Source organism: Agromyces indicus (assembly GCF_031432295.1).
GTDB lineage: Bacteria > Actinomycetota > Actinomycetes > Actinomycetales > Microbacteriaceae > Agromyces > Agromyces indicus.
In genome coordinates, this window is the sequence record NZ_JAVKGS010000002.1 from 158979 (window position 1) to 179913 (window position 20935).

Consider the following 20935-nt stretch of genomic DNA (forward strand, 5'->3'; position numbering starts at 1 on the left):
GCGGCTGAGCCCTTTTCGTGCGTTGCCCGGCTCAGGAGCGGGCGACGCCCGCCTTCGCGAGGCGCGTGAACGTCTCGGCGTCGTCGCGCTCACGGCGCGGACCGAGGAACAGCGCGACGGCCGCGGCCGCCAGCCCCGAGGCGACGAGCGAGATCACCCAGATCCAGCCGCCGTCCCACGCGAGGCCGAGCCACGTGAGCGCGACCCACACCACCGCCGCGACCGCCGCGCCGACGGCCGGCACGACGAGCACGCCGTGCATGCTCCGGCGCGGGATCGCGTACCGCGCGGCGATGCCGAGCAGGGCGCCGCCGAGCGTGATGAACAGCAGCTCCATCAGCCGACGAAGCCGATGCGGCGAGCGGACTCGGTGCCGATCTCCACGTAGGCGAGCGCGGCGGCGGGCACCACGAAGACGGCGCCCTTGGAGTCGGTGAGGCGCAGGACCGGCGACTGTCCGGTCAGTGCGGCAGCGACGGCCTGCTCGACCTCCTCCGCCGTCTGCGAGGTCTCGAAGCCGAGCTCGCGGGGGGAGTTCTGGATGCCGATGCGAAGGTCCACGGTGCGCCTTTCTGTCGTTGACAGCACACTACGACACGCGCGGCACCCGGCCCGACGAGTTCACTGTCGGCGGACACGGATACCGTTGGCCGCATGCAGCCGCTCGTCCAGCCCGCCACCTCGCTCGTCGACCTGGTCGGAGCGGGGCACGCGGCGGTGTTCGGGGCGCCGGGCAGCGGCAAGACGACGCTCGCCGTCGACCTCGTCGCCGAGCACGTGGCCTCGGGCGGCGACCCGGGCGAGGTCCTCGCGCTCGCCGCGACCCGTCGCACCGCATCGAGCCTGCGCGACACGCTCGCGGTCCGCCTCGGCGTGCCGACGCGCGGCGCCCTCGCCCGCACCGCGAGCGCGGTCGCGTACGACCTCGTGCGCGCCCGCAGCGGCCGCTCGGTGACGCTGCTCACCGGCGCCGAGCACGACCAGGTCATCGGCGAGCTGCTCGAGGCGCAGGCCGTCGACGGCGGCGGGCCGGCATGGCCCGAGGTCCTCTCCGAGGAGGTCCGGGCGCTCCGCGGGTTCCGGTCCGAGCTGCGCGACCTGCTCATGCGCGCCGTCGAGCAGGGCGTCGACGCCGCAGAGCTCGACCGCCTCGGCCGGCTCGCCGGGCGCCCCGAGTGGTGCGCCGCCGCGGGATTCCTTGCGGAGTACGCCGAGGTGAAGGAGCAGCTCCGACCGACCCAGTTCGATTCGGCCGAGCTCGGCGCGTACGCCGCCGCGATCGTCCGTCGGAGCCTCGTCGACCCCGCCGACGCCGCCGCGCTCGGCGACCTGGCGGCGCTCCGGCTCATCGTGGTCGACGACGCCCAGGAGGCCACCGAGGCCACCGCGGCGCTGCTCGGGGCCTTCGCGGCCCGCGGCGTCCGGGTGGTCGCGCTCGGCGACCCCGACGTGGCCAGCAACGGCTTCCGCGGCGGCCGCGCCGACCTGCTGGGCTCGCTCGGATCGGTGCTCGGATCACGCGAGGTGCGCCGCGTGGTGCTGCCTCGCGTGCACCGCGGTCGCGCCGAGCATCGCGACCTGCTCGCCTCCGTGACCGCCCACGTCGGCGCGGCGCTCGGCGGCAGCCACCGCGGGGCCGACCTCGCCGCGGCTGCGGCGGGCACCGAGCCCGCACATGATCCGCTCGCGCCGATCGTGGGCATCGAAGCCGCCTCCGCCGCCGCAGAGGGGGCGCAGGTCGCGGCGCTGCTGCGCGAGCGCCACCTCCTCGACGGCGTGCCGTGGTCGTCGATGGCGGTGGTGCTCCGCTCGGGCGCCGAGCTGCCGGCCTTCGCCCGCGCGCTCGCCGCCTCCGACGTGCCGGTGTCCGGCCGCCACGCACGAGTCGCGCTGCGCGAAGCCCCCGGTGCGGCACCGCTCATCGCCGCGGTGGCCTGCGTGCTCGGCATCGAGCCGCTCACGCCCGAATCGGCCACGGCGCTGCTCACGGGCCCGCTCGGTCGGCTCGACCGCGTCGGACTCCGTCGGCTGCGGCTCGCCCTCCGGCACGAGGAACTCTCCGGCGGCGGCGTCCGCAGCGCCGACGAGCTGCTCGTCGAGGCGCTCGGCGTCGCGGGCGGATTCGCCACGATCGACGCGCCGGCCGGTCGCCGCGCGGCGCGCCTCGCGCGACTGCTCGACGCCGCCCGTCGGTCCGCGGAGCGGGGCGCCACGGTCGAGGAGCTGCTCTGGCAGCTGTGGCACGACAGCGGCCTCGAGGCGGAATGGGCGGGCCAGGCGGCCGGCTCGGGGGTGCTCGCCGACGAGGCCGACCGGTCCATCGACGGCGTCGTGGCCCTGTTCGCGTCCGCGCGTCGCTTCGTCGAGCGCGAGCCGGGAGCCCCGGCGCGTCGCTTCGTCGACGAGCTCCTCCAGAACGCCCTCCCCGAGGATTCGCTCGCTCCCGAGCGCGGCGACGACGCCGTCGTGCTCGCGACGCCGCCGGCGCTCATCGGACGCGAGTTCGACGTGGTCGTCGTGGCGGGCCTGCAGGACGGCGTCTGGCCGAACCTGCGTCCGCGCGGCACGCTGCTGCACGCGGGATCGCTCGGTCCCGCCGTGGCCGCGGCCCGCGCCGGGCAGCAGCCGCCCGAACCCGACTCCGCGGCCGCCGTGCGCGCCGCCGTGCGAGCCGACGAGCTGCGGTTGTTCGCGCTCGCGATCTCCCGCGCGCGCCGCCAGGTGGTCCTCGCGTGCACCGCGAACGACGACGAGCAGCCGTCCGTGCTGATGGCCTTCGCCGCCGAGCATCGCGTGGCGCGGCGGCGGCGGCCGCTGCACCTGCGCGGGCTCGTCGGCGCCCTGCGGCGCGACGCGGCCGGAGGCGATCGGGAGGCCGCCGCGGCGATCGCGCTCCTCGCCGAGCAGGGCGTCCCCGGCGCCCACCCGGATGACTGGTACGGCCTGCTCGCCCCGTCGACCGTCGCCCCGCTGGTCGACCTCGAGGGCGATCCCGAAGCGCTCGTCGCCGTGTCGCCGTCGCAGATCGACCGGGTCGAGGAATCGCCGCTGGGCTGGTTCGTCGACCGCGTGGCGTCCCCGCCGTCGGGACTCGCCGCGTCCATCGGCACCATCGTGCACGCCGTGGTCGAGGAGGCCTCGACCACGGAGGGCGACCTCGACGTCGAGACGCTCTGGGCCTCCGTCGAGCGCCGCTGGCGCGACCTCCGGTTCGATGCGGGCTGGGTCGCCGAACGCGAGCGTCGCGGCGCACGGCGCATGACCGAGGGAGCGGCCGACTATCTCCGCAGCGCCGCGGACGACGGGGTCGTCGTCCTCGGGGCAGAGGGGCGGTTCACGCTCGTCACCGGCCGGGTGCGCATCACGGGCACGATCGACCGCGTCGAGGCGTCGCCGGACGGCACCACCGTGATCGTCGACCTCAAGACCGGTCGCACGCCCCCGAGCGCCGCGAAGACCGCGGAGCACCCGCAGCTCGCCGCCTACCAGCTCGCCGCCCGTGCCGGCGCCCTCCCGAACGCCGGGCGTCTCGGCGGCGCGAAGCTCGTCTACGTGGCCCGGCCGGTCGGTAGCCGCCTCTACACCGAGCGCGCCCAGCAGCCCTTCGACGACGAGGCCGAGGCAGCCTTCCGGAGTCGCCTCGACGAGGTCGCCCGGGTCATGGCCGGAGCGACGTTCGAATCGCCGATCGAGTTCGCCCACGGTTCCCGGTTCGGCGACTGGCAGTACCGCGTCCACCTCGTTCCGGCGGTGTGCGCATGACCGCAGTCCGGCTCGCGGCCGACGAGATCGCCCTGCGACTCGGCCTCCACCAGCCCACGCCCGAGCAGCGCGCCGTCATCGAGGCCGCCCCGCACGGCCAGAGCATCGTGGTCGCCGGCGCGGGCAGCGGCAAGACCGAGACGATGGCCAATCGCGTCGTCTGGTTGCTCGCCAACGGCCACGCCGACGTGCCCGAGGTGCTCGGGTTGACGTTCACCCGCAAGGCCGCGGGCGAACTCGCCGACCGGATCCGCGAGCGGATCGGCCAGCTCGTCGACGAGGGGCTCGCCGAGGTCCGCATCGATCCGCTCGAGTCCGCCGCCGTCGGCACGTACAACGCGTTCGCGGGCGCCATCTATCGCGAACACGCACTGCGCATCGGCCGCGAGCCCGACGCGGTGGTGCTCGGCGAGGCGGCGGCCTGGCAGCTGGCACGGAGCATCGTGGCGGACTCCGCCGATCCGAGGCTCGTCGAGATCGACGCCTCCCTCGATCGCGTCACCGGGGCGGTGCTCTCGCTCAGCCGCGCGCTCGCCGAGAACGTGACCGACAGCCGGGACGTGCGGGCGTTCGCACGCGACTTCCTCGCCATGGCCGACCTGCCGATCGAGGCACCGCGCAAGCGGACGCCGTTCGAGAGCTTCACCTCGGCGCTCGGCGTGGTCGACGCCCTGCCGCCGCTCCTCGACCTCGCCGACGCGTACGCCGCCGCCAAACGGTCGCGCGGGTACATCGAGTTCTCCGACCAGGTCGCGCTGGCGCTCGAGATCTGCACGTCGCATCCGGATGTGGTCGCCGAGCACCGGGACCGCTACGCGACGGTGCTCCTCGACGAGTACCAGGACACGAGCGTGGTCCAGACCCGACTGCTGGCGACGCTGTTCCGCGACCACCCCGTGATGGCCGTCGGCGACCCCGACCAGTCGATCTACGGATGGCGCGGCGCGAGTGCCGCCAACCTCGCGCGGTTCGGCCGCGACTTCGGCGCGGACGGCACGGCGTCGGCGTACGACCTCTCGACGAGCTGGCGCAACCCGGTCGTCGTCCTCGACGCAGCCAATGCCCTCATCGCGCCGCTCGACGGCGGCATCCCCAAGGCGCCGCTGCGCCCGTCGCCCTTCGCCGGACCCGGCCGCCTTTACGTGTCCTGGTCGGAGACGATCGACGATGAGGCCGAGCAGGTCGCCGAGTGGCTCGCCGACCGGCTCCGTCCCGGCGGCCGGACGGCGGCGCTGCTCTGCCGCACCTTCGCGCACGTCGACCTGTTCGCGAACGCGCTGCGTGCGCGGGGGGTGCCCGTCCACGTGCTCGGCGTGGCCGGCCTCCTCGACCAGCCGGTGATCGCCGATCTCGTGTGCGCGCTCCGGGTGCTGCACGACCCGACGGCCGGGTCCGAGCTGCTGCGCCTCCTCGGCGGCGCCCGGTGGCGGATCGGCACCGCCGACCTCGCCGCCCTCGGCGCCCTGGCCCGGTGGCTCGCCGAGCGCGACCTCTCCACGCGTCGTCTCGCCGACGAGGTGCGGCAGGGCATCCGCGGCTCGATCGCCCCGGACGAATCACCCTCGATCGTCGACGCGCTCGACTTCATCCTCACCGCGCCCGACGACCACCGCGCGCTCGCGGCGATCACCCCCGAGGGGCTGGGCCGCATGCGCCGATCGGGCACGCAGCTGCAGGCGCTGCGACGCCGCACCGGACTCGGGCTCGTCGACTTCGTCACGCTCGTGCAGCAGGAACTCCTGCTCGACGTCGAGGTCGCCGCCAACCCCGCCCAACCGCTCGGCGGCCCGAGCCTCGAGGCGTTCGACGAGCTCGTGTCGGGGTTCGTCGACACCGCCGAGCACGCCACGCTCGGCGCCTTCCTCGGCTGGCTGACCGAGGCCGAGCAGCGCGACCGGCTGAGCCCCCGGCAGGACGACCCCGAGCCGGGTGCGGTCCAGGTGCTGTCCATCCACGGATCCAAGGGCCTCGAATGGGACCTCGTCGCGATCCCGCGCATGGTCGACGACGAGCTGCCGTCGAAGCCGCGGAGCGGCAAGGGCTGGCTCACGTTCGGTGCGCTGCCCGACGAGTTCCGGGGCGATCGCGACGAGATCCCCGAGCTCATGTGGCGCGGGGTGCAGAGCCAGGCCGAGTTCGACGAGGCGGTGCGCGCGTACTCCGCCGAGAACCGCGACCGGCACGCCGAGGAGGAACGCCGGCTGGCCTACGTCGGGGTGACGAGGGCGCGCGCCGAACTCCTGCTGGCCGGGTCGTGGTGGGCGACGCAGAAGGCGCCGCGCTCGCCGAGCGTGTTCCTCCGTGAACTCGTCCAGGTCGGCGCGGTCGCGGCCGACGTGCTCCCGCCGGCGCCGGAGCACGACGAGAACCCGCGCGCGTCCGAGTCGTCGCGCGTGCGGTGGCCGCTCGATCCGCTCGGGCCGCGACGCGGGTCGGTCGAGCGAGCCGCCGGTCTCGTCCGTGAGGCCGCGTCGCTGCCGTCGGGAACCGGCATCGGGCCGCAGCTCGCCGACGAGATCCGGATGCTGCTGGAGGAGCGCCGGCGGCGCAGCGATCCGCGGCGCGGCGGGGGGGTCCCCGTCCGCGTGCCCGCCTCGCGGTTCAAGGACTACGTCGACGACCCCGGTGCCGTCGCCGCGGAGCTCGCGCGCCCCATGCCGCAGCGCCCCTACCGGGCCACGCGCATCGGCACGCTCTTCCACTCCTGGGTCGAGCAGCGCGCCCTCGGCGAGGGGGCGTCGTCCGGAGCCGGCGACGACCTCGACACGCTCGACGTCGAGCTCGACCTCGACACCGAGGGCGAGGTCGTCGCCGACCCGACCGAGGCGCGACTGGCGGCGCTCCGGGAGACGTTCGCGGCGTCCGAGTGGGGCGACCGGCGCCCGGAGGCGGTCGAACTCGAACTGCACCTCCCGCTCGACGGTCACGTGTTCGTGTGCAAGCTCGACGCCGTCTACGAGGTGACGCCGGGAACGGATGCGGCGGAGCGCGGCATCCGCTACCAGGTGGTCGACTGGAAGACCGGTGCGGCGCCGCGCGACGAGCGCGAGCTCGAGCTGCGGCAGACCCAGCTCGCGCTCTACCGCCTCGCGTACTCGCGATGGTCGGGCGTGCCGGTCGAGCAGATCGACGCCGTCTTCTACTACGTGGAGGACGACCTGGTGCTCCGACCCGAACGCCTCTACGACGAGGAGGCGTTGCGGCGAGCGTGGGCGTCGGTGTCCGAGCGCGCCGTCTCTGCCGCGCCGTCCTCCGCACCGACGCTCGACGCGCTGCCGGGCGAGGTGCGTTCGGCGGTCGCCGAGGCTTGAGGTGCCCGAGCCGGGCGCGGCGCCGCGTCGCCCCAGTCGCTGAGGTCGAGCGGGATCGGCGCGGTCTCGTCCATGGCCGGCGCGCGCTCGGCGGCGCGCGTGTCGCCGGGTCCCGCGGCGGGCGCCTCGCCGCCGTCGAGGTGGCGACGGAGCTCCTCGACGTCGTAGCTGTCGGTGAGCATGCTCGTCCCGGGCTCGCGGGCGGCGGTGCCCCGCGGCGTGGTCTCGAGCAGGCGCTCCACGTCCGTGACGGCGAGGACCGGACCGGTGTCGGTCGTGAGCGACTCGGACGAGTGGTCGTGCACGCGCGCGACGAGGCCGTCGAGCAGACCGACGGCATCGTCGATCACGGCGTCGTCGTGCGTGTCGACGCCGTGCAGCAGCCAGCGCGCGAGCTCGAGCTCGCCGTAGAGCAGCGCGCGCCGTGCCAGTTCGGCGTCGGCGAGCCCGGCGCGAGCGGTCACGTATGCGGCCAGGGTCTCCTCGGCCGCGGCGCCCGTGGAGGTGAGCACCCAGTGGAGGTCGCGTGCGGGGTCGTCCTGCGCGAGGCCGGCCCAGCCGAGCACGCCCGTCACGCGGTCGCCCTCGACGAGGAACGAGTCGGCGCCGAGCTGTCCGTTGACGACGGTGGGGGCGAACCGCCACAGCGTGTCGTCGTCGGTGGCCTCCTCCCAGCGGCGCACGAGCGCCGCAGGGAGCCGCCCGGTGTCCGCCGCGCGGTCGATGACCTCGACGGCCGCCTCGCGGGCCTGCTCCGCCGAGCGCCGCGGAAGCCCCGCCTCGCCGATGAAGCCCGCGGGAAGCGCGTGGATCGCGGAGATCGCCCGGCCGACCTCGGCCGCGAGCGCCGGGGTGGCCGTGAGGTCGTCCGCCGAGCGCACCGTGCCGGGGATGAACTCGGTGACGACCGCCCGAGTGGGGCCGATCGGCGCCTGGCCGACGAACTCGGGCACCGCGAACGGCAGGCGCGAGCGGATGCCGGTGGACAGGGCGCGCAACCCGACGAGGTCGGCGGACTGCTCGTTCTCGGCGGCGGGCGAGCGCGGGACGCGGATCAACAGCCTCCGACCGTCGGTGGAGTGGAGTTCGACGGCATCGAACGCGCCCGACATCCCGTAGGTGTGCGTCCGGGCCGCCCGCACCTCGAGTCCCGCCACCGCGGCCGTGGCCAACGCGGCTAGAGTGAGTGGGGGTCTGGCCATGGCACACAGCCTAAGCACGCGTCCGCGCCCGCCCGGCGACCGCCACGCCTTCCCGACGACTCCGGACGAAAGCGAGAGGTGACCGTGTCCGTACCCGCGTCGCCCGAGCAGGCCGCGTCCGACCCCGACGCCGCGCCGCATCCGACCCGGGCGCCGCTCGCGGCCGAGGCACCGCCATTGGCGCGGGAGCACCTCGATCGCGACGCCGTCGGCCGCACCGATCCGGCTCGCGAGGCCGCCTTCGACGCCGACCCGCACGCCCGCGTGCTCGTGGTCCGAGACGGGCGCGTCCTCGTCGGCGCCGGCGCGCCCGAGGCGCTCGAGCTGCGGCATCCGTCGGCCCTGCCCCGGCCCGCGGTGCGCATGTACCTCGGCCGCACGCTCGACGCGTCGACGGATGCCGCGGGCGAGCCGCTGCCCGCCGGCAGCCCCGTCGAGGCGTGGGTGCTCGCCGACGCCGACGCGCCGGCGCTCGGGCACGACGACCGTTGGCGCGGCCTGCGTTCGGTGGCGACGGTCCTCGACGACCGCGACGCCGGACTCGCCATCCAGGCGGTGGCCCTCGCCAACTGGCACGCCACGCACGCCTTCTGCGCCTCGTGCGGCAGCGCGACCGAGGTCGTGACCGCGGGCTGGGCGCGTCGCTGCCTCGCCGAGGACCGCATGCGATTCCCGCGCACGGACCCGGCGGTGATCGTCATCGTGACCGACGACGACGATCGCGTCCTGCTCGGCTCGAATGCGATGTGGGAACAGGACCGCTTCTCGGTGCTCGCGGGCTTCGTCGAGCCGGGGGAGTCGCTCGAAGCGGCCGTCGTGCGGGAGATCGCCGAGGAGACCGGCCTGCAGGTCGACCGGGTCGAGTACCTGGGGTCGCAGCCCTGGCCGTTCCCGGCGAGCCTCATGCTGGCCTTCCGGGCGCGGGTGGTCGACGGGGCGCCGGTCGCGCCGGTGCCCGATGGCGAGGAGATCGTCGAGCTGCGCTGGTTCGACCGGACCGAGCTGCGCGGGGCGCTGGGCCGGGTGGCCCTGCCGGGCGAGACCTCGATCGCGCGCTGGATGCTCGAGCAGTGGTACGGGGGTCCGCTCGCGTCGTCACTGCCCTGGTCGACGTCATGACCACGAGCGATCCGCTCCTCGACGCGCTGGACGACGAGCAGCGCGTCGCGGCCGAGGCCCTCGTCGGACCGGTCTGCGTGCTCGCCGGCGCCGGCACGGGGAAGACCCGCGCGATCACGCACCGGATCGCCTACGGCGTGGCATCCGGCGCCTACGACCCCGCCCGCGTCATGGCCCTCACGTTCACGAACCGCGCCGCCGCCGAACTGCGGTCGCGCCTGCGCGCGCTCGGCGCGGGCGGCGTGCCGGCGCGCACCTTCCATGCCGCGGCGCTCGCGCAGTTGAACCACTTCTGGCCGATCGTGGCGGGCGGTCCGGCGCCGCGGGTGCTCGAGTTCAAGGGCCGGCTGCTCGGGCTCGCGGCCGAGCGGTGCCGCCTGCGGGTCGACACGGCGACGCTGCGCGACGTCGCCGCCGAGATCGAGTGGCGCAAGGTGAGCGTGCTCGGCATGGACGAGTACCGCGCCCGCCTCGCCTCGCGCGGGGCGCCCGGCTCGCTCGACGCCGACCAGTTCCTCGACCTCGTCGCCGCGTACGAGCAGCTGAAGGACGAGCGCCGCTCGATGGACTTCGAGGACGTCCTGCTCGCCACGGCGGGCATGATCGAGACCGAGCCGGCGGTCGCCATGCAGGTCCGCGAGGGCTACCGCCACTTCGTGGTCGACGAGTACCAGGACGTCTCGCCCGCCCAGCAGCACCTGCTCGACCTGTGGCTCGGCGACCGCCGCGACGTGTGCGTCGTCGGCGATGCCAGCCAGACCATCTACTCCTTCGCGGGCGCGTCGGCCGAGCACCTGCTCGGGTTCGAGCGGCGGTACCCGGATGCCACGATCGTGCGCCTCGAACGCAACTACCGCTCGACCCCCGAGATCGTCGAGGTCGCGAACCGCCTCGTGCGCGGTCGTCCCGGCGCGCTCCGGCTGGTCGCGGCCGCGCCCGACGCCGGGGATGCGGCGACCGGCGACGCGACGGTCGCGGCCGAGCGCGCGGCGTCCGCCCGGGGACGCGTGGCCGACGGGCCGGCACCGGAGGTGGTGGCCTATCCCGACGAGCTGGCCGAGGCCCGCGGCACCGCCACGCGGATCCGCGAACGCATCGACGCGGGCACGCCCCCCGAATCCGTCGCCGTCCTGATGCGCGTCAACTCCCAGTCGGCGCTGCTCGAGCAGGCGCTCGCCGAGGTCGGCGTCTCGACGCGGGTGCGCGGGGCCCAGCGGTTCTTCGACCAGCCCGAGGTGAAGCAGGCCGTGCACGCCATCCGCGCCCAGGCGCTCGCGGCGACGGGCGAGCCGCTGTTCAAGACGGTCAGCGACGTGCTGCGCTCGCTCGGCTGGTCGGTGGAGGCGCCCGCTGGCCCCGGAGCGGTGCGGTCGCGGTGGGAGTCGCTCAACGCGCTCGCCCGCCTCGTCGACGACGTGCCCGCGGGCACGACCCTCCGCGCGTTCGCCGACGACCTGTCGGCGCGGGCCCAGGCCCAGCACGAACCGGCGATCGCTGCCGTCACCCTGGCGACGCTGCACTCGGCGAAGGGCCTCGAATGGGATGAGGTGCACCTCGTGGGCCTCACCGAGGGCATGCTTCCGATCGCCTACGCGACCGGGCTCGAGGCGATCGACGAGGAGCGACGCCTGCTCTACGTCGGCATCACGCGGGCACGGCGTCGGCTGACGCTGAGCTGGGCGGCCCGATCCGGCGCGCATCGAGGCGAGCGGGAGCCGTCGCGATTCCTCCGGGAGCTCGACATCCGCACTCGGGATGCGCAGCGACCGGCTCGGGAGCGCGTGGGCGGCGTGCCGATGCGTCGCTGACGAGCACGCAGGCCGCGTCGAGGGCGGTGCGGCCGTCCCGCAGCAGGTCGTCGACGACGGATGCCGCGAGCGCCAACGCCTCGTGCTCGACGCGCGGGCGGCGAGGCGGGGCGGCGGCCGCCGCGAGCTGGGCGGCCACGGCCGGCCACGCCGCATCCGCGTCGCGTCGGCCCAGGTGGACGCAGCGCAGGCACGGACCCGACCCGGGGCGCACGAAGGGGCCCACCTCGGCGCCGCGCTCGTCGAACACGAGCGCGAGATGCGGTACGTCGGCCGCCAGCCACGGCAGGTGGGCCGCGGGGGCGACCACGCGTGAGGCGATCACGACGACCGCGTCGACCGCGTCGGCCGGTGCGTTCGGCGCGTGGACCGGTCGGTGACCGAGCCGCGCGAGCTGCGCGGCGAGGGCGGCGACGTGGTCGGGTTCGCCGTCGATGGCGACCGTTCCGGCGCGGGGCGATCCGGCGGATGGCGCGGCGGGGAGCAGGGCCGGTTCGACCCGCTCGAGCAGGTCGTCGAGGTCGGTAGGCGAGCCGTCCAGCGCCGCTCCGATGGTCGCCAGCGTGGACCGGCTCGCGCCGGAGGCGAGCGCGCTGAGGATCCCCTCCTCGAACGGCCCGGGACGCTCGAGGACCGCGACCGGACGGACGCCGCCGAGCTGGAGGGCGTCGTGCGAGCGCCAGACGAGGGGCAGTGCGGGGTCGAGTCGCGGCGTCATGCCGGAAGCATGCCCGACCGTCGGCCGACGGCTCGTCGGTCGTCCACAGGTCGGGGGCCGCGGACGCAGCGGGTGCGACGGCCTCAGCTCGCGGCGGACCCGCGCTCGTCGTCGGAGCCGCCGCTCGGGTCGTCGCCGTCGTCGCCGCCGGTCTCACCGCGCAGCAGGGCCTCGAGCGCTTCGTCGAAGGCGGCGTCGGCCTCGCCGGCGGCCTGCCCGCCCGCGGCGAGGCGCGCGGCGAGGGGACCCGGATCGTCGAGGTCGGCCGCCGTCGGCAGCAGGTCGGGATGCGACCACAGGGCGTCGCGCTGGGCGACCCCGACCGCGTCGGTGACCGCGCGCCACATCGCCGCCGCGTCGCGCAGGCGACGAGGGCGCAGCTCGAGGCCGACCAGGGTCGCGAGCGCCGATTCGGCCGGCCCGCCGGTCGCGCGGCGGCGGCGGATGGTCTCCGCCACGGCGTCGGACTTCGGCAGCCGCTGCGTCGCGTCGGCCGTCACGACATCGACCCAGCCCTCGACGAGCGCGAGCACGGTCTCGAGGCGCCCGAGGGCGGCCTCCTGCTCGGGGCTCTTGGGCCGGAGGAGGGCGCCGTTCGCGACCGCGTCGCGCAGCTCGTCGGTGTTGGCGGGGTCGAAGCCCTCGGCGAGCTCCTCGAGGCGCTCCACGTCGACGTCGATGCCTCGGGCGAACGCGGTGATCGCGGAGATGAGGTGCAGCCGCAGCCAGCGGGCGTGGCGGAACAGTCGCGCGTGCGCGAGCTCGCGCACCGCGAGGTAGAGCTCCACCTGGTCGTCGGGGATGTCGAGTTCGGCGCCGAACTCGGCGATGTTCTGCGGCAGCAGGGCGGCGCGGCCGTCGTCGAGGAGCGGGATGCCCACGTCGCCGCCGGAGACGACCTCGGTGGAGAGCTGGCCGACCACCTGCCCGAGCTGCATCGCGAACATCGCGCCGCCGATGCCGCGCATCATGCGGCTGGCGCCCTGCACCATCTCGCGCATCTCCTCCGGCGCCTGCTCGGACATGACCCGGGTGAGCGAGTCGGCGATGCTCAGCGCGACCGGTTCCGCGAGCTGCGACCAGATGGGCAGGGTCGCGGCGGCCCAGGCGCGCCGCGTGAGCAGCTCGGGCGGCGTCGGAAGGGCGGCGACGTCGACGACCTCGTCGAGCCAGAGGGCGGCGACCTGCGTCGCCCGATGGAGCCGCTCGGCGTCGGCGGCGTCGACCTGGCGTTGGCCGGATGCCGCGCGCTGCTCGGCCTGCCGCAGGGCGAGGGACCAGTCGATGCCCTCGTCGTCGGAGCGCTGCATGGCCTGCTGGAGCTGGCTGAAGATCGCCGCAAGGCTCGCCGGGTCGCTCGGCAGGCCCGCCGCGTTGGCGAGCCTCGACGGATCGATGCCGCCGGATCCGGACAGCAGCTCGCGCAGCATGTCGCGGAACTCGTCCTCGGGGTTCCGGTCGGGCTGGTCGTCGCGTTCGGCCACGGAGGCCACCTCCCTCGATCGGAATTCCACGCTACCGCCGCCCCCGGTCTTCCTCCCCGGGAATTGGCCTAGGCTGACGTTCCGGGTGTCCGCCCGTCGCGAACAGCGCCGCACGAGTCGGCGCGGACCGGTTCTGCGGCGCCCTGGGAAGGATGAACGCGGCATGGTGCTGTCAGGACCGAGAGCGGATGCCGCGCCGACCGGCGACTCCGACGAGTCCGCCGTCGCGTCCCGTCGCAGCCGTCGCGAGCGCATCGGCTGGGGCGCGATCGCGGTCGCGACCGTCCTCGGCCTGCTGATCGCGCTGCTGCCGTCCCCGTACGTCATCCAGCAGCCCGGTCCGGTCTTCGACACCCTGGGCACGACCGAAGCGGACGGCGAGGAGATCCCGCTCATCTCGATCCCCGACGAGGAGACCTTCCCGACCGAGGGCTCGCTCGACCTGCTCACCGTCTCCGCCGTCGGACGGCCCGGCCGCACGCCCGGCTGGCTCGACGTCGCGGTGGCGTGGTTCGACACCCGTCGCGCGGTCGTGCCCGTGGAGGCGGTCTTCCCGCCCGGCATCAGCGAGGAGGATCGCGACTCGCAGAACGAGGCCCAGATGGTCGATTCGCAGCAGGACGCGATCGCGGCCGCGCTGGTCGAACTCGGCTACGACTTCCCGCGCGAGGTCGTCGTGCAGGGCGTCGGCGACGGCCTGCCCGCCGACGGCGTGCTCGAGATCGGCGACGTCATCACGGCGGTCGACGGCGAGCCGGTGCGCTCGGTCGGCGAGCTGCGGGGCGCCCTGGCCGAGCACGGGACCGAGTCGCCCGCGACGCTCGAGGTCGTGCGCGGCGACGGCACCGCCGAAGTCGAGGTGACGCCGGTCGAGCGCAACGGCCAGGTCGTGATCGGCATCGGCGTGCGCATGCGGTACGAGTTCCCGATCGACGTCGAGATCCGCCTCGACGACGTCGGCGGTCCCAGCGCGGGCATGATGTTCGCCCTGGGGATCGTCGACAAGCTCACCCCGGGTGCGATGACGGGCGGCGAGCGCGTCGCCGGCACCGGCACGATCGACTCCGACGGCGAGGTGGGCGGCATCGGCGGCATCCGCCAGAAGCTGTGGGGCGCCGTCGACAGCGGCGCGGACTGGTTCCTCGCCCCCGAGGCGAACTGCGGCGAGGTCGTCGGGCACGTGCCCGACGGGCTCGAGGTGTTCGCCGTGACCACGCTCGACGAGGCGCGGGCGATCGTCGAGGCGGCGGGCGAGGGCGGCGACACGTCGTCGTTCGCCCGGTGCGAGGCCGCGGGCTGATCGAGGGCGCTCCCGTGCCGTCGGGCGAGTGGGATCGAACGGTACCGGTTCGTTATCTCCCCGGGCCCGGGCAGCCGCTTCCCACCAGCCGTTTCCAAGACTGCCGACCATAGGATGGGGATTCGATCCCGTCCCGACCCGAATGAGGCCGAGAAGTGTCCACAGCACAGCCGCAGGAACCGAGGATGCCGCGCCGACGCGCGCCGATCGCGATCACGATCGGCATCGTCGGCGCCCTCGTCGTCGCGTTCTTCGTGTTCGCCGGAATCTACGCCGACGTGATGTGGTACCAGCAGCTGGGGTTCGTCGAGGTGCTGGTGACCGAATGGGTCGCCCGCATCGTGCTGTTCCTCATCGGCTTCGTGGCGATGGCCGTGCCGGTCTGGGCCTCGATCCAGATCGCCTACCGCACGCGGCCCGTGTACGCGAAGCTCAATTCGCAGCTCGACCGCTACCAGGAGGTCTTCGAGCCGCTGCGGCGCCTCGCCATGTTCGGCGTGCCGATCGTGCTCGGCATCTTCGCCGGCGTCTCGACGGCGAGCCGGTGGGACTCGGTGCTCACCTGGCTGAACCGCACCCCGTTCGGCACGACCGACCCGCAGTTCGGCCTCGACGTCGGGTTCTACGTCTTCGAGCTGCCGTTCTACCGCTCGATCGTCGGATTCGCCTCGGCGGTCGTGCTGCTCTCGGGCCTGCTCGTCATCGCGACCAACTACCTCTACGGCGCCATCCGCATCAGCGGACGCGAGGTGGTCATCTCGAAGGCCGCGCGCATCCAGATCGCCATCACCGCGGGCGTCTACCTGCTCCTGCAGGCCGTCAGCATCTGGCTCGACCAGTACGCGACCGTCACCGAGGTGGGTTCGCTCATCACCGGTGCGTCGTACACCGACGTCAACGCGACGATCCCCGGCCGGCAGATCCTCGCCGTCATCGCGGCGGTGGTGGCCGTGCTGTTCCTCGTCACCGCGTTCCTCGGACGCTGGCGCCTCCCGCTCGTGGGCGCCGTGCTGCTGGTGGTGTCGAGCCTGTTGATCGGCTCGCTCTACCCGTGGGTCGTGCAGCGCTTCCAGGTCGACCCGAGCGCGCGCTCGCTGGAGGCCCCCTACATCCAACGCAACATCGACCTGACGCGCGACGCGTTCGGAGTCGCCGACATCGAGGAGATCCCGTACGAGGCGAAGACGGACGCCGAGCCCGGCGCGCTGCGTTCCGATGCGGAGACCACGGCGAGCATCCGCCTGATGGACCCGGCGATCATCAGCCCGGCGTTCCGCCAGCTCGAGCAGTTCCGCCAGTACTACCAGTTCCCCGAGCAGCTCGACGTCGACCGCTACGAGATCGACGGGCAGTCGCAGGACACGATCGTCGCCATCCGCGACCTGAACCTCGAGGGACTCGGCGACGCGCAGACGTGGTTCAACACGCACCTCGTCTACACGCACGGCTACGGCCTCGTCGCCGCGGCCGGCAACCAGCGGTCGAGCGACGGCCAGCCGGTCTTCCTGCAGTCGGGCATTCCCTCGACGGGAACCCTGCCCGAATTCGAGCCGCGCGTGTACTTCGGCGAGAACTCGCCCGAGTACTCGATCGTCGGCGCCCCCGAGGGGGCTCGTGAGATCGAGCTCGACTTCCCCGCGGGGGGCGACGGCGAACCCCAGCAGACGACGTTCCAGGGCGACGGCGGGCCGAAGCTCGACAACGTCTTCACGAAGCTCGTCTACGCGCTGAAGTTCCAGTCGGAGCAGATCTTCCTCTCCGACCAGGTGAACGAGGAGTCGCAGATCCTCTACGACCGCGATCCGATCGACCGCGTGCGCAAGGTGGCGCCGTTCCTCACCCTCGACACCGACACCTACCCGACCGTGGTCGATGGACGCATCGTGTGGATCGTCGACGGATACACGCTCTCCGATCAGTACCCGTACTCGAACAAGGTGAGCTACAGCGAGGCGATCTCCGACAGCGACACGGTCGCATCGCCGCTCGCATTCGACGAGGTCAACTACGTACGCAACTCCGTGAAGGCGACGGTCGACGCGTACGACGGCAAGGTGACGCTCTACGCCTGGGACGACGAGGACCCCATCCTCCAGACGTGGGACAAGATCTTCCCGGGCAAGGTGCGCCCCCTGAGCGAGATGTCGGGAGAGCTCATGAGCCACGTGCGCTACCCCGCCGACCTCTTCAAGATGCAGCGCGCCGTGCTGGGCCGGTACCACGTGACCGAGGCGGACGCCTTCTACTCGCGCGAGGACGCATGGACCACGCCGCTCGACCCCACGCAGGGGCAGGGCAGCACGCTCCTGCAGCCGCCGTACTACCTGACGATGCAGATGCCCGGCCAGGAGGAGCCGACGTACTCGATCTACTCGACGTTCATCCCCGAAGCGCGAGGTCAGGCCAGCCGCAACGTGCTGCGCGGATACCTCGCGGTGGATTCGGATGCGGGATCGGAAGACGGCGAGCGTGCCGAAGGCTACGGCAAGTTGCGGCTCCTGAACCTGCCGGAGGACGACAACGTGCCCGGCCCCGGCCAGGTGCAGAACACCTTCAACAGCGACACCTCGATCTCGGCACAGCTGAACATCCTCCGCCAGGGCCAGTCCGACGTCATCAACGGCAACCTGCTCACGATCCCGGTCGGCGGCGGCCTGCTGTACGTCCAGCCGGTGTACGTGCGCTCGACCGGTGAGACCAGCTACCCCGTGCTGCAGAAGGTCCTCGTGGCCTTCGGCGACGAGATCGCCTTCCAGGACACGCTCGACGAGGCACTGAACGTGCTCTTCGGAGGTGACTCGGGTGCGGCCGCGGGTGACGAGGAGGTCGAGCCGACCGAGCCGGGCGAGGGCGAGGGCGAGGGCGACGGAGACGGGACTGACACGCCGGTCACCGCCGACACCGAACTGCAGGCGCTGCTCAACCGGGCCCGCCAGGCGATCGAGGACAAGCAGGCTGCGCTGCAGGCCGGCGACTGGGTCGAGTACGGCCGGGCCGACGCCGAGCTCGCCGAGATCATCTCCGAGCTCATCGTCCTCGCGGGTGACGAGGCGGTCGAGACGCCCGCCGCTGAACCGCCCGCGGAGGGAGAGTGAGCGTCGACCTCCGAGGAGGGGACTGGCTCGACGACAACCGGGCGAACTGGGACGAGCGCGTGCCCGTCCACGTCGCCTCGACGTTCTACGACCGTGCCCGGCTCCGGGAAGGCGGCAGCGTCCTCGATCCCATCACGCGCGCCGGGGTCCAGCAGCTCTTCCCGGATGGCCTCGACGGGGTCCGCGTGCTGCACCTGCAGTGCCACTTCGGGTCGGACACCCTCTCGCTCGTGAACGCGGGCGCGACGGCCGTGGGCCTGGACTTCTCGGAGCCCGCGGTCGTCGAGGCGCGGCGGATGGCCGACGAGCTCGGCGTCGCCGACCGTGCACGGTTCGTGCAGGCCAACATCTACGACGCCCGGCACGTGCTGCCCGAACCCGAGTCGTTCGACCTGGTCTTCACCACCTGGGGCACCATCGGCTGGCTTCCGGATGTCGCGGAGTGGGCCCGCATCATCGAGTGGTTCCTCGCGCCGGGAGGGCGGCTCCTCTTCGCCGACGGTCACCCCGCCGCGTTCGTGTTCGACGGCGACGGCGGGCCGGACGGGATGCCGCAGTTCGCCTACCCGTACGCCGCCGGCGGACCGGAGGTCATCGACGACCCGAGCGACTACGCGGACCCCGACGCACGCATCCAGCACACGCGAACCTGGGAGTGGATGCATCCGCTCGACGAGGTGCTCGGGGCCCTGCGCGACGCCGGGCTGCGGATCGAGTCGTTCACCGAGCACTACGAGGTGCCGTGGCAGATCTTCCCCGTGACGGTGCCCAAGGGCGACGGCATGTACGGCTGGCCCGACCGCCGCTGGCTCCCGCTGTCGTACGAGGTGGTCGCCGCGGCCCCGCGCACGCGAGCGGGGGAGTAGGGCGCGAAACGCCCATATCGAGACCGCCTCGAGGTGCTCGAGCGAGCCGCGCCGCACCCGTTCGAGACCCGAAACGCCCGGCCCGCGCCCCCGATTCGACCGCGGTCCCGGCCCGTGCTAGTGTTATCTCTCGTGCCGCGGGGTGGAGCAGTTCGGTAGCTCGCTGGGCTCATAACCCAGAGGTCGTAGGTTCAAATCCTGCCCCCGCAACCACGGCGCACTCGGAGAATCGGTTTCTGATCTTCGGGAAATGGCGCAGAAGAGGCCGGTATCGGAGAAGTCCGACGCCGGCCTCTTGCTTTTCCTGGCTCCGCAACGCCTGACGGCGCTCAGATGCCCGCCAGCGCAGCCAATTTCGGCCTGGAAACGACGAAAGCCTGCCACGAGGGCAGGCTGAAGCGTTTCGTTGTTCAGATGGTGGTGTGGGAGGTTGCGGCGCTCAGCTCATCGTGGCGGGCCGGTGTTGGTCGTTTGCCGGCGGGGCAGTGGATTGCCGTTCGCGTCCTTTCGGCGCCTCGCTCGGGTCTTGGGTTTCGACGCATCGTCGGCACGCTTGGCCTCAGCATGGAAGAAGACGCGGATCCGGTGAATGTTATCCGCGACGACCACCAGGGCGACCGAGAGGTAGGTGAACGCGTAGCCTCGGCCGGATCGTTGGTCGGGATCCGCGATGTTGAACCTCGTACCCTTCTTGAGAAGACGGTTCGAAGCCTCGACGAGGTTCCGCATTCCGTAGTGCGCGTCCCATTCGGGTGTGTTGTGCGCGAACTTCTGGAGGAACCGGATGGGTTGAGGCTTTCGTGGCGATCCGCTGGGGCGAGGAGCTTCGGTCCGCGGCGGTGCGTCCGTTTCGGGGATGAGCATCGGGATCGTGACCGATTGGCGCCTCTTGAGTGGCGTCGCATCGACGAGGGGACGGTCTTCGTTGGGGTAGGTGTATCTCTGCGCCCCGTCGGCGTCCGGGAGGCCATGGGGCTTCATCCGGTATCGAGAACGGTTGTGGAGCAGTTTCAGCAAGGCGACGCGCAGCTCCGGGGCGGAGTCCACCAGCGCCCGATTGTCAGCGTCTTCTTTCAATTGTTCCGGGGTTCGAGTCCCCTCCTCGTCCCGGGATGCAGCCTTCAGAGCGCCGCGGGCTCGCGCGACTTTTTCGTTGAGCTCCTCCAGGTCACGGCCGGCCATGACCATGTCCCACGGCATCCACCGCACGTGCCAGTTGCCGTCGACCATGAAGAGGTCCTCATACCACCCCTGCAGGCCCAACTCCGGGCGCTGATAGTCCATGACCAGTTCAGCACCTGCCAACCGCGCTGGGACATGGAAGGTCTCGATGGTGCCGCCGTTGTAGGCGCGGTCGACGCACACGAGGAACCGGTCGAAGCCGAGTCGCTTATGGAATCCGATCAGGCGTGCCCCATGGCCGATCAGCTGCCCGGGGTTGTGCATCGTGACTGCAGTGACGAGCGAGGGGAAGCGGTCGCTCTCTCCAGGCCGGTTCCAAATGGAGACGGCGGTTTCGAGTTCGTAGGCCGCTTCATCGGTGCCGGCGCCGAGTCCCTGATGGCTTCCGAGGCGGGTGTACCGTCCGGATAGAGGGTCGGGGTTCGAGCGGTCTCCGTTCGCTGATGCAGCGTTCGGTCGCCCAGTGATCCTGACGCGTGTGGCGTCGATCGCGATGGAACCCTCGTAGGCGGACCAGATGTCAGGCGGCACGAGGGATATCGATGCCTGGACAACCGCGTTGATGAGTTCGTCGAAGCGCTCGAGCATCAGCGCGGTGTTCGCCGCGTAGGCGGGAGTCTGGGTGCGGTCACGGAAGGACTCCCATGCGCCGCCCCGAAGGATCACGTTCCTCGGGCCAGGGTATGGGTCCACGAGCGCGATCACGCGGTTCACGGCCGCCCAGGCCCGGTCGTACCACTGATCCTGTGTGCCTGGTTTGTGCGAAACGCCGAGGAGAACGCGTTCGTCGTGGTCGAGGCGCAGGCGGAGTGTCGACGCGAGTTCGTCGTACGTGATCGGTCTCCCAGCGAGGGCATGTGCCACGAACAGCGTCAGGACGGCAGTCAGGGGGATGAGGGGTTTTGCACCCGCGTTGGAGGCTCGGTCGGCCTGTTTCCACTTGTGCAGCAGCTCGGGCGCGCCAGACTCGGTCACCACGCGGTGCGCGGTCTGGAGGTACACCTTCGGCAGGGTGTCTCGTGCGACTTCGCGTTCAAACGCTTGGGGCGTACGTCCGAAGGCTGCTTGGAATCGTTCGCCGAGGCGGA

Annotated in this window: 11 protein-coding genes, 1 tRNA gene and 1 pseudogene; 8 read left to right on the forward strand and 5 right to left on the reverse strand. The window is 72.8% G+C overall.

Features of this window, described 5'->3' with window-relative positions; genetic code table 11:
* Positions 1–31 precede the first annotated feature (31 nt).
* Both RH861_RS06995 and RH861_RS07000 read right to left on the reverse strand, forming a co-directional pair.
* Complete coding sequence (locus RH861_RS06995) at positions 32–337, reverse strand: hypothetical protein (protein WP_067949007.1); 306 nt, start codon at positions 335–337, stop codon at positions 32–34.
* Positions 337–561 carry a DUF3107 domain-containing protein gene (locus tag RH861_RS07000; protein WP_067949010.1) on the reverse strand — a complete coding sequence of 75 codons (225 nt, stop codon included), beginning with the start codon at positions 559–561 and terminating at the stop codon, positions 337–339. The genes RH861_RS06995 and RH861_RS07000 overlap by 1 nt, the downstream gene beginning before the upstream one ends.
* A 93-nt stretch (positions 562–654) precedes the next feature.
* On the opposite strand from RH861_RS07000, the gene RH861_RS07005 reads away from it, so the two are divergent.
* Positions 655–3762 (forward strand): PD-(D/E)XK nuclease family protein, encoded by a 3108-nt coding sequence (locus RH861_RS07005; protein ID WP_310520402.1) that lies wholly within the window; start codon positions 655–657, stop codon positions 3760–3762.
* Positions 3759–7073, forward strand: a complete 3315-nt coding sequence (locus RH861_RS07010; protein WP_310520403.1) for an ATP-dependent helicase — start codon at positions 3759–3761, stop codon at positions 7071–7073. Before RH861_RS07005 ends, RH861_RS07010 begins: the two co-directional genes overlap by 4 nt.
* 437 nt (positions 7074–7510) lie before the next feature.
* On the opposite strand, the pseudogene RH861_RS16350 reads toward RH861_RS07010, so the two are convergent.
* Positions 7511–8416 (reverse strand): annotated as a pseudogene (locus RH861_RS16350) (phosphotransferase); the annotation flags it as partial.
* Between RH861_RS16350 and nudC the strand changes: the two are divergent.
* Together nudC and RH861_RS07020 are read left to right on the forward strand one after the other, a co-directional pair.
* A complete protein-coding gene (gene nudC / locus RH861_RS07015; protein ID WP_310520404.1) occupies positions 8360–9394 on the forward strand; it encodes an NAD(+) diphosphatase in 1035 nt (344 codons plus the stop codon). The pseudogene RH861_RS16350 and the gene nudC overlap by 57 nt on opposite strands.
* Positions 9391–11202, forward strand: a complete 1812-nt coding sequence (locus RH861_RS07020) for an ATP-dependent helicase (RefSeq protein ID WP_310520405.1) — start codon at positions 9391–9393, stop codon at positions 11200–11202. Before nudC ends, RH861_RS07020 begins: the two co-directional genes overlap by 4 nt.
* Before the next feature lie 801 nt (positions 11203–12003).
* Here RH861_RS07020 and RH861_RS07025 read toward each other — a convergent pair.
* A complete protein-coding gene (locus RH861_RS07025; protein WP_310520809.1) occupies positions 12004–13350 on the reverse strand; it encodes a zinc-dependent metalloprotease in 1347 nt (448 codons plus the stop codon).
* Between the two features lie 217 nt (positions 13351–13567).
* Between RH861_RS07025 and RH861_RS07030 the strand changes: the two genes are divergently transcribed.
* The 4 genes from RH861_RS07030 to RH861_RS07045 all read left to right on the forward strand — a co-directional run bounded on the left by RH861_RS07030 (position 13568) and on the right by RH861_RS07045 (position 18878).
* Positions 13568–14704, forward strand: a complete 1137-nt coding sequence (locus tag RH861_RS07030) for a YlbL family protein (RefSeq protein WP_310520406.1) — start codon at positions 13568–13570, stop codon at positions 14702–14704.
* A gap of 185 nt (positions 14705–14889) precedes the next feature.
* A complete protein-coding gene (locus RH861_RS07035) occupies positions 14890–17799 on the forward strand; it encodes a UPF0182 family membrane protein (RefSeq protein ID WP_310520407.1) in 2910 nt (969 codons plus the stop codon).
* Complete coding sequence (locus tag RH861_RS07040) at positions 17796–18665, forward strand: class I SAM-dependent methyltransferase (RefSeq protein ID WP_310520408.1); 870 nt, start codon at positions 17796–17798, stop codon at positions 18663–18665. Before RH861_RS07035 ends, RH861_RS07040 begins: the two co-directional genes overlap by 4 nt.
* Before the next feature lie 136 nt (positions 18666–18801).
* Positions 18802–18878 (forward strand) — tRNA-Met (locus RH861_RS07045).
* Positions 18879–19109: 231 nt separating this feature from the next.
* On the opposite strand, the gene RH861_RS07050 is transcribed toward RH861_RS07045, so the two are convergent.
* Positions 19110–20849 (reverse strand): hypothetical protein, encoded by a 1740-nt coding sequence (locus tag RH861_RS07050; RefSeq protein ID WP_310520409.1) that lies wholly within the window; start codon positions 20847–20849, stop codon positions 19110–19112.
* Between the last annotated feature and the right edge of the window lie 86 nt (positions 20850–20935).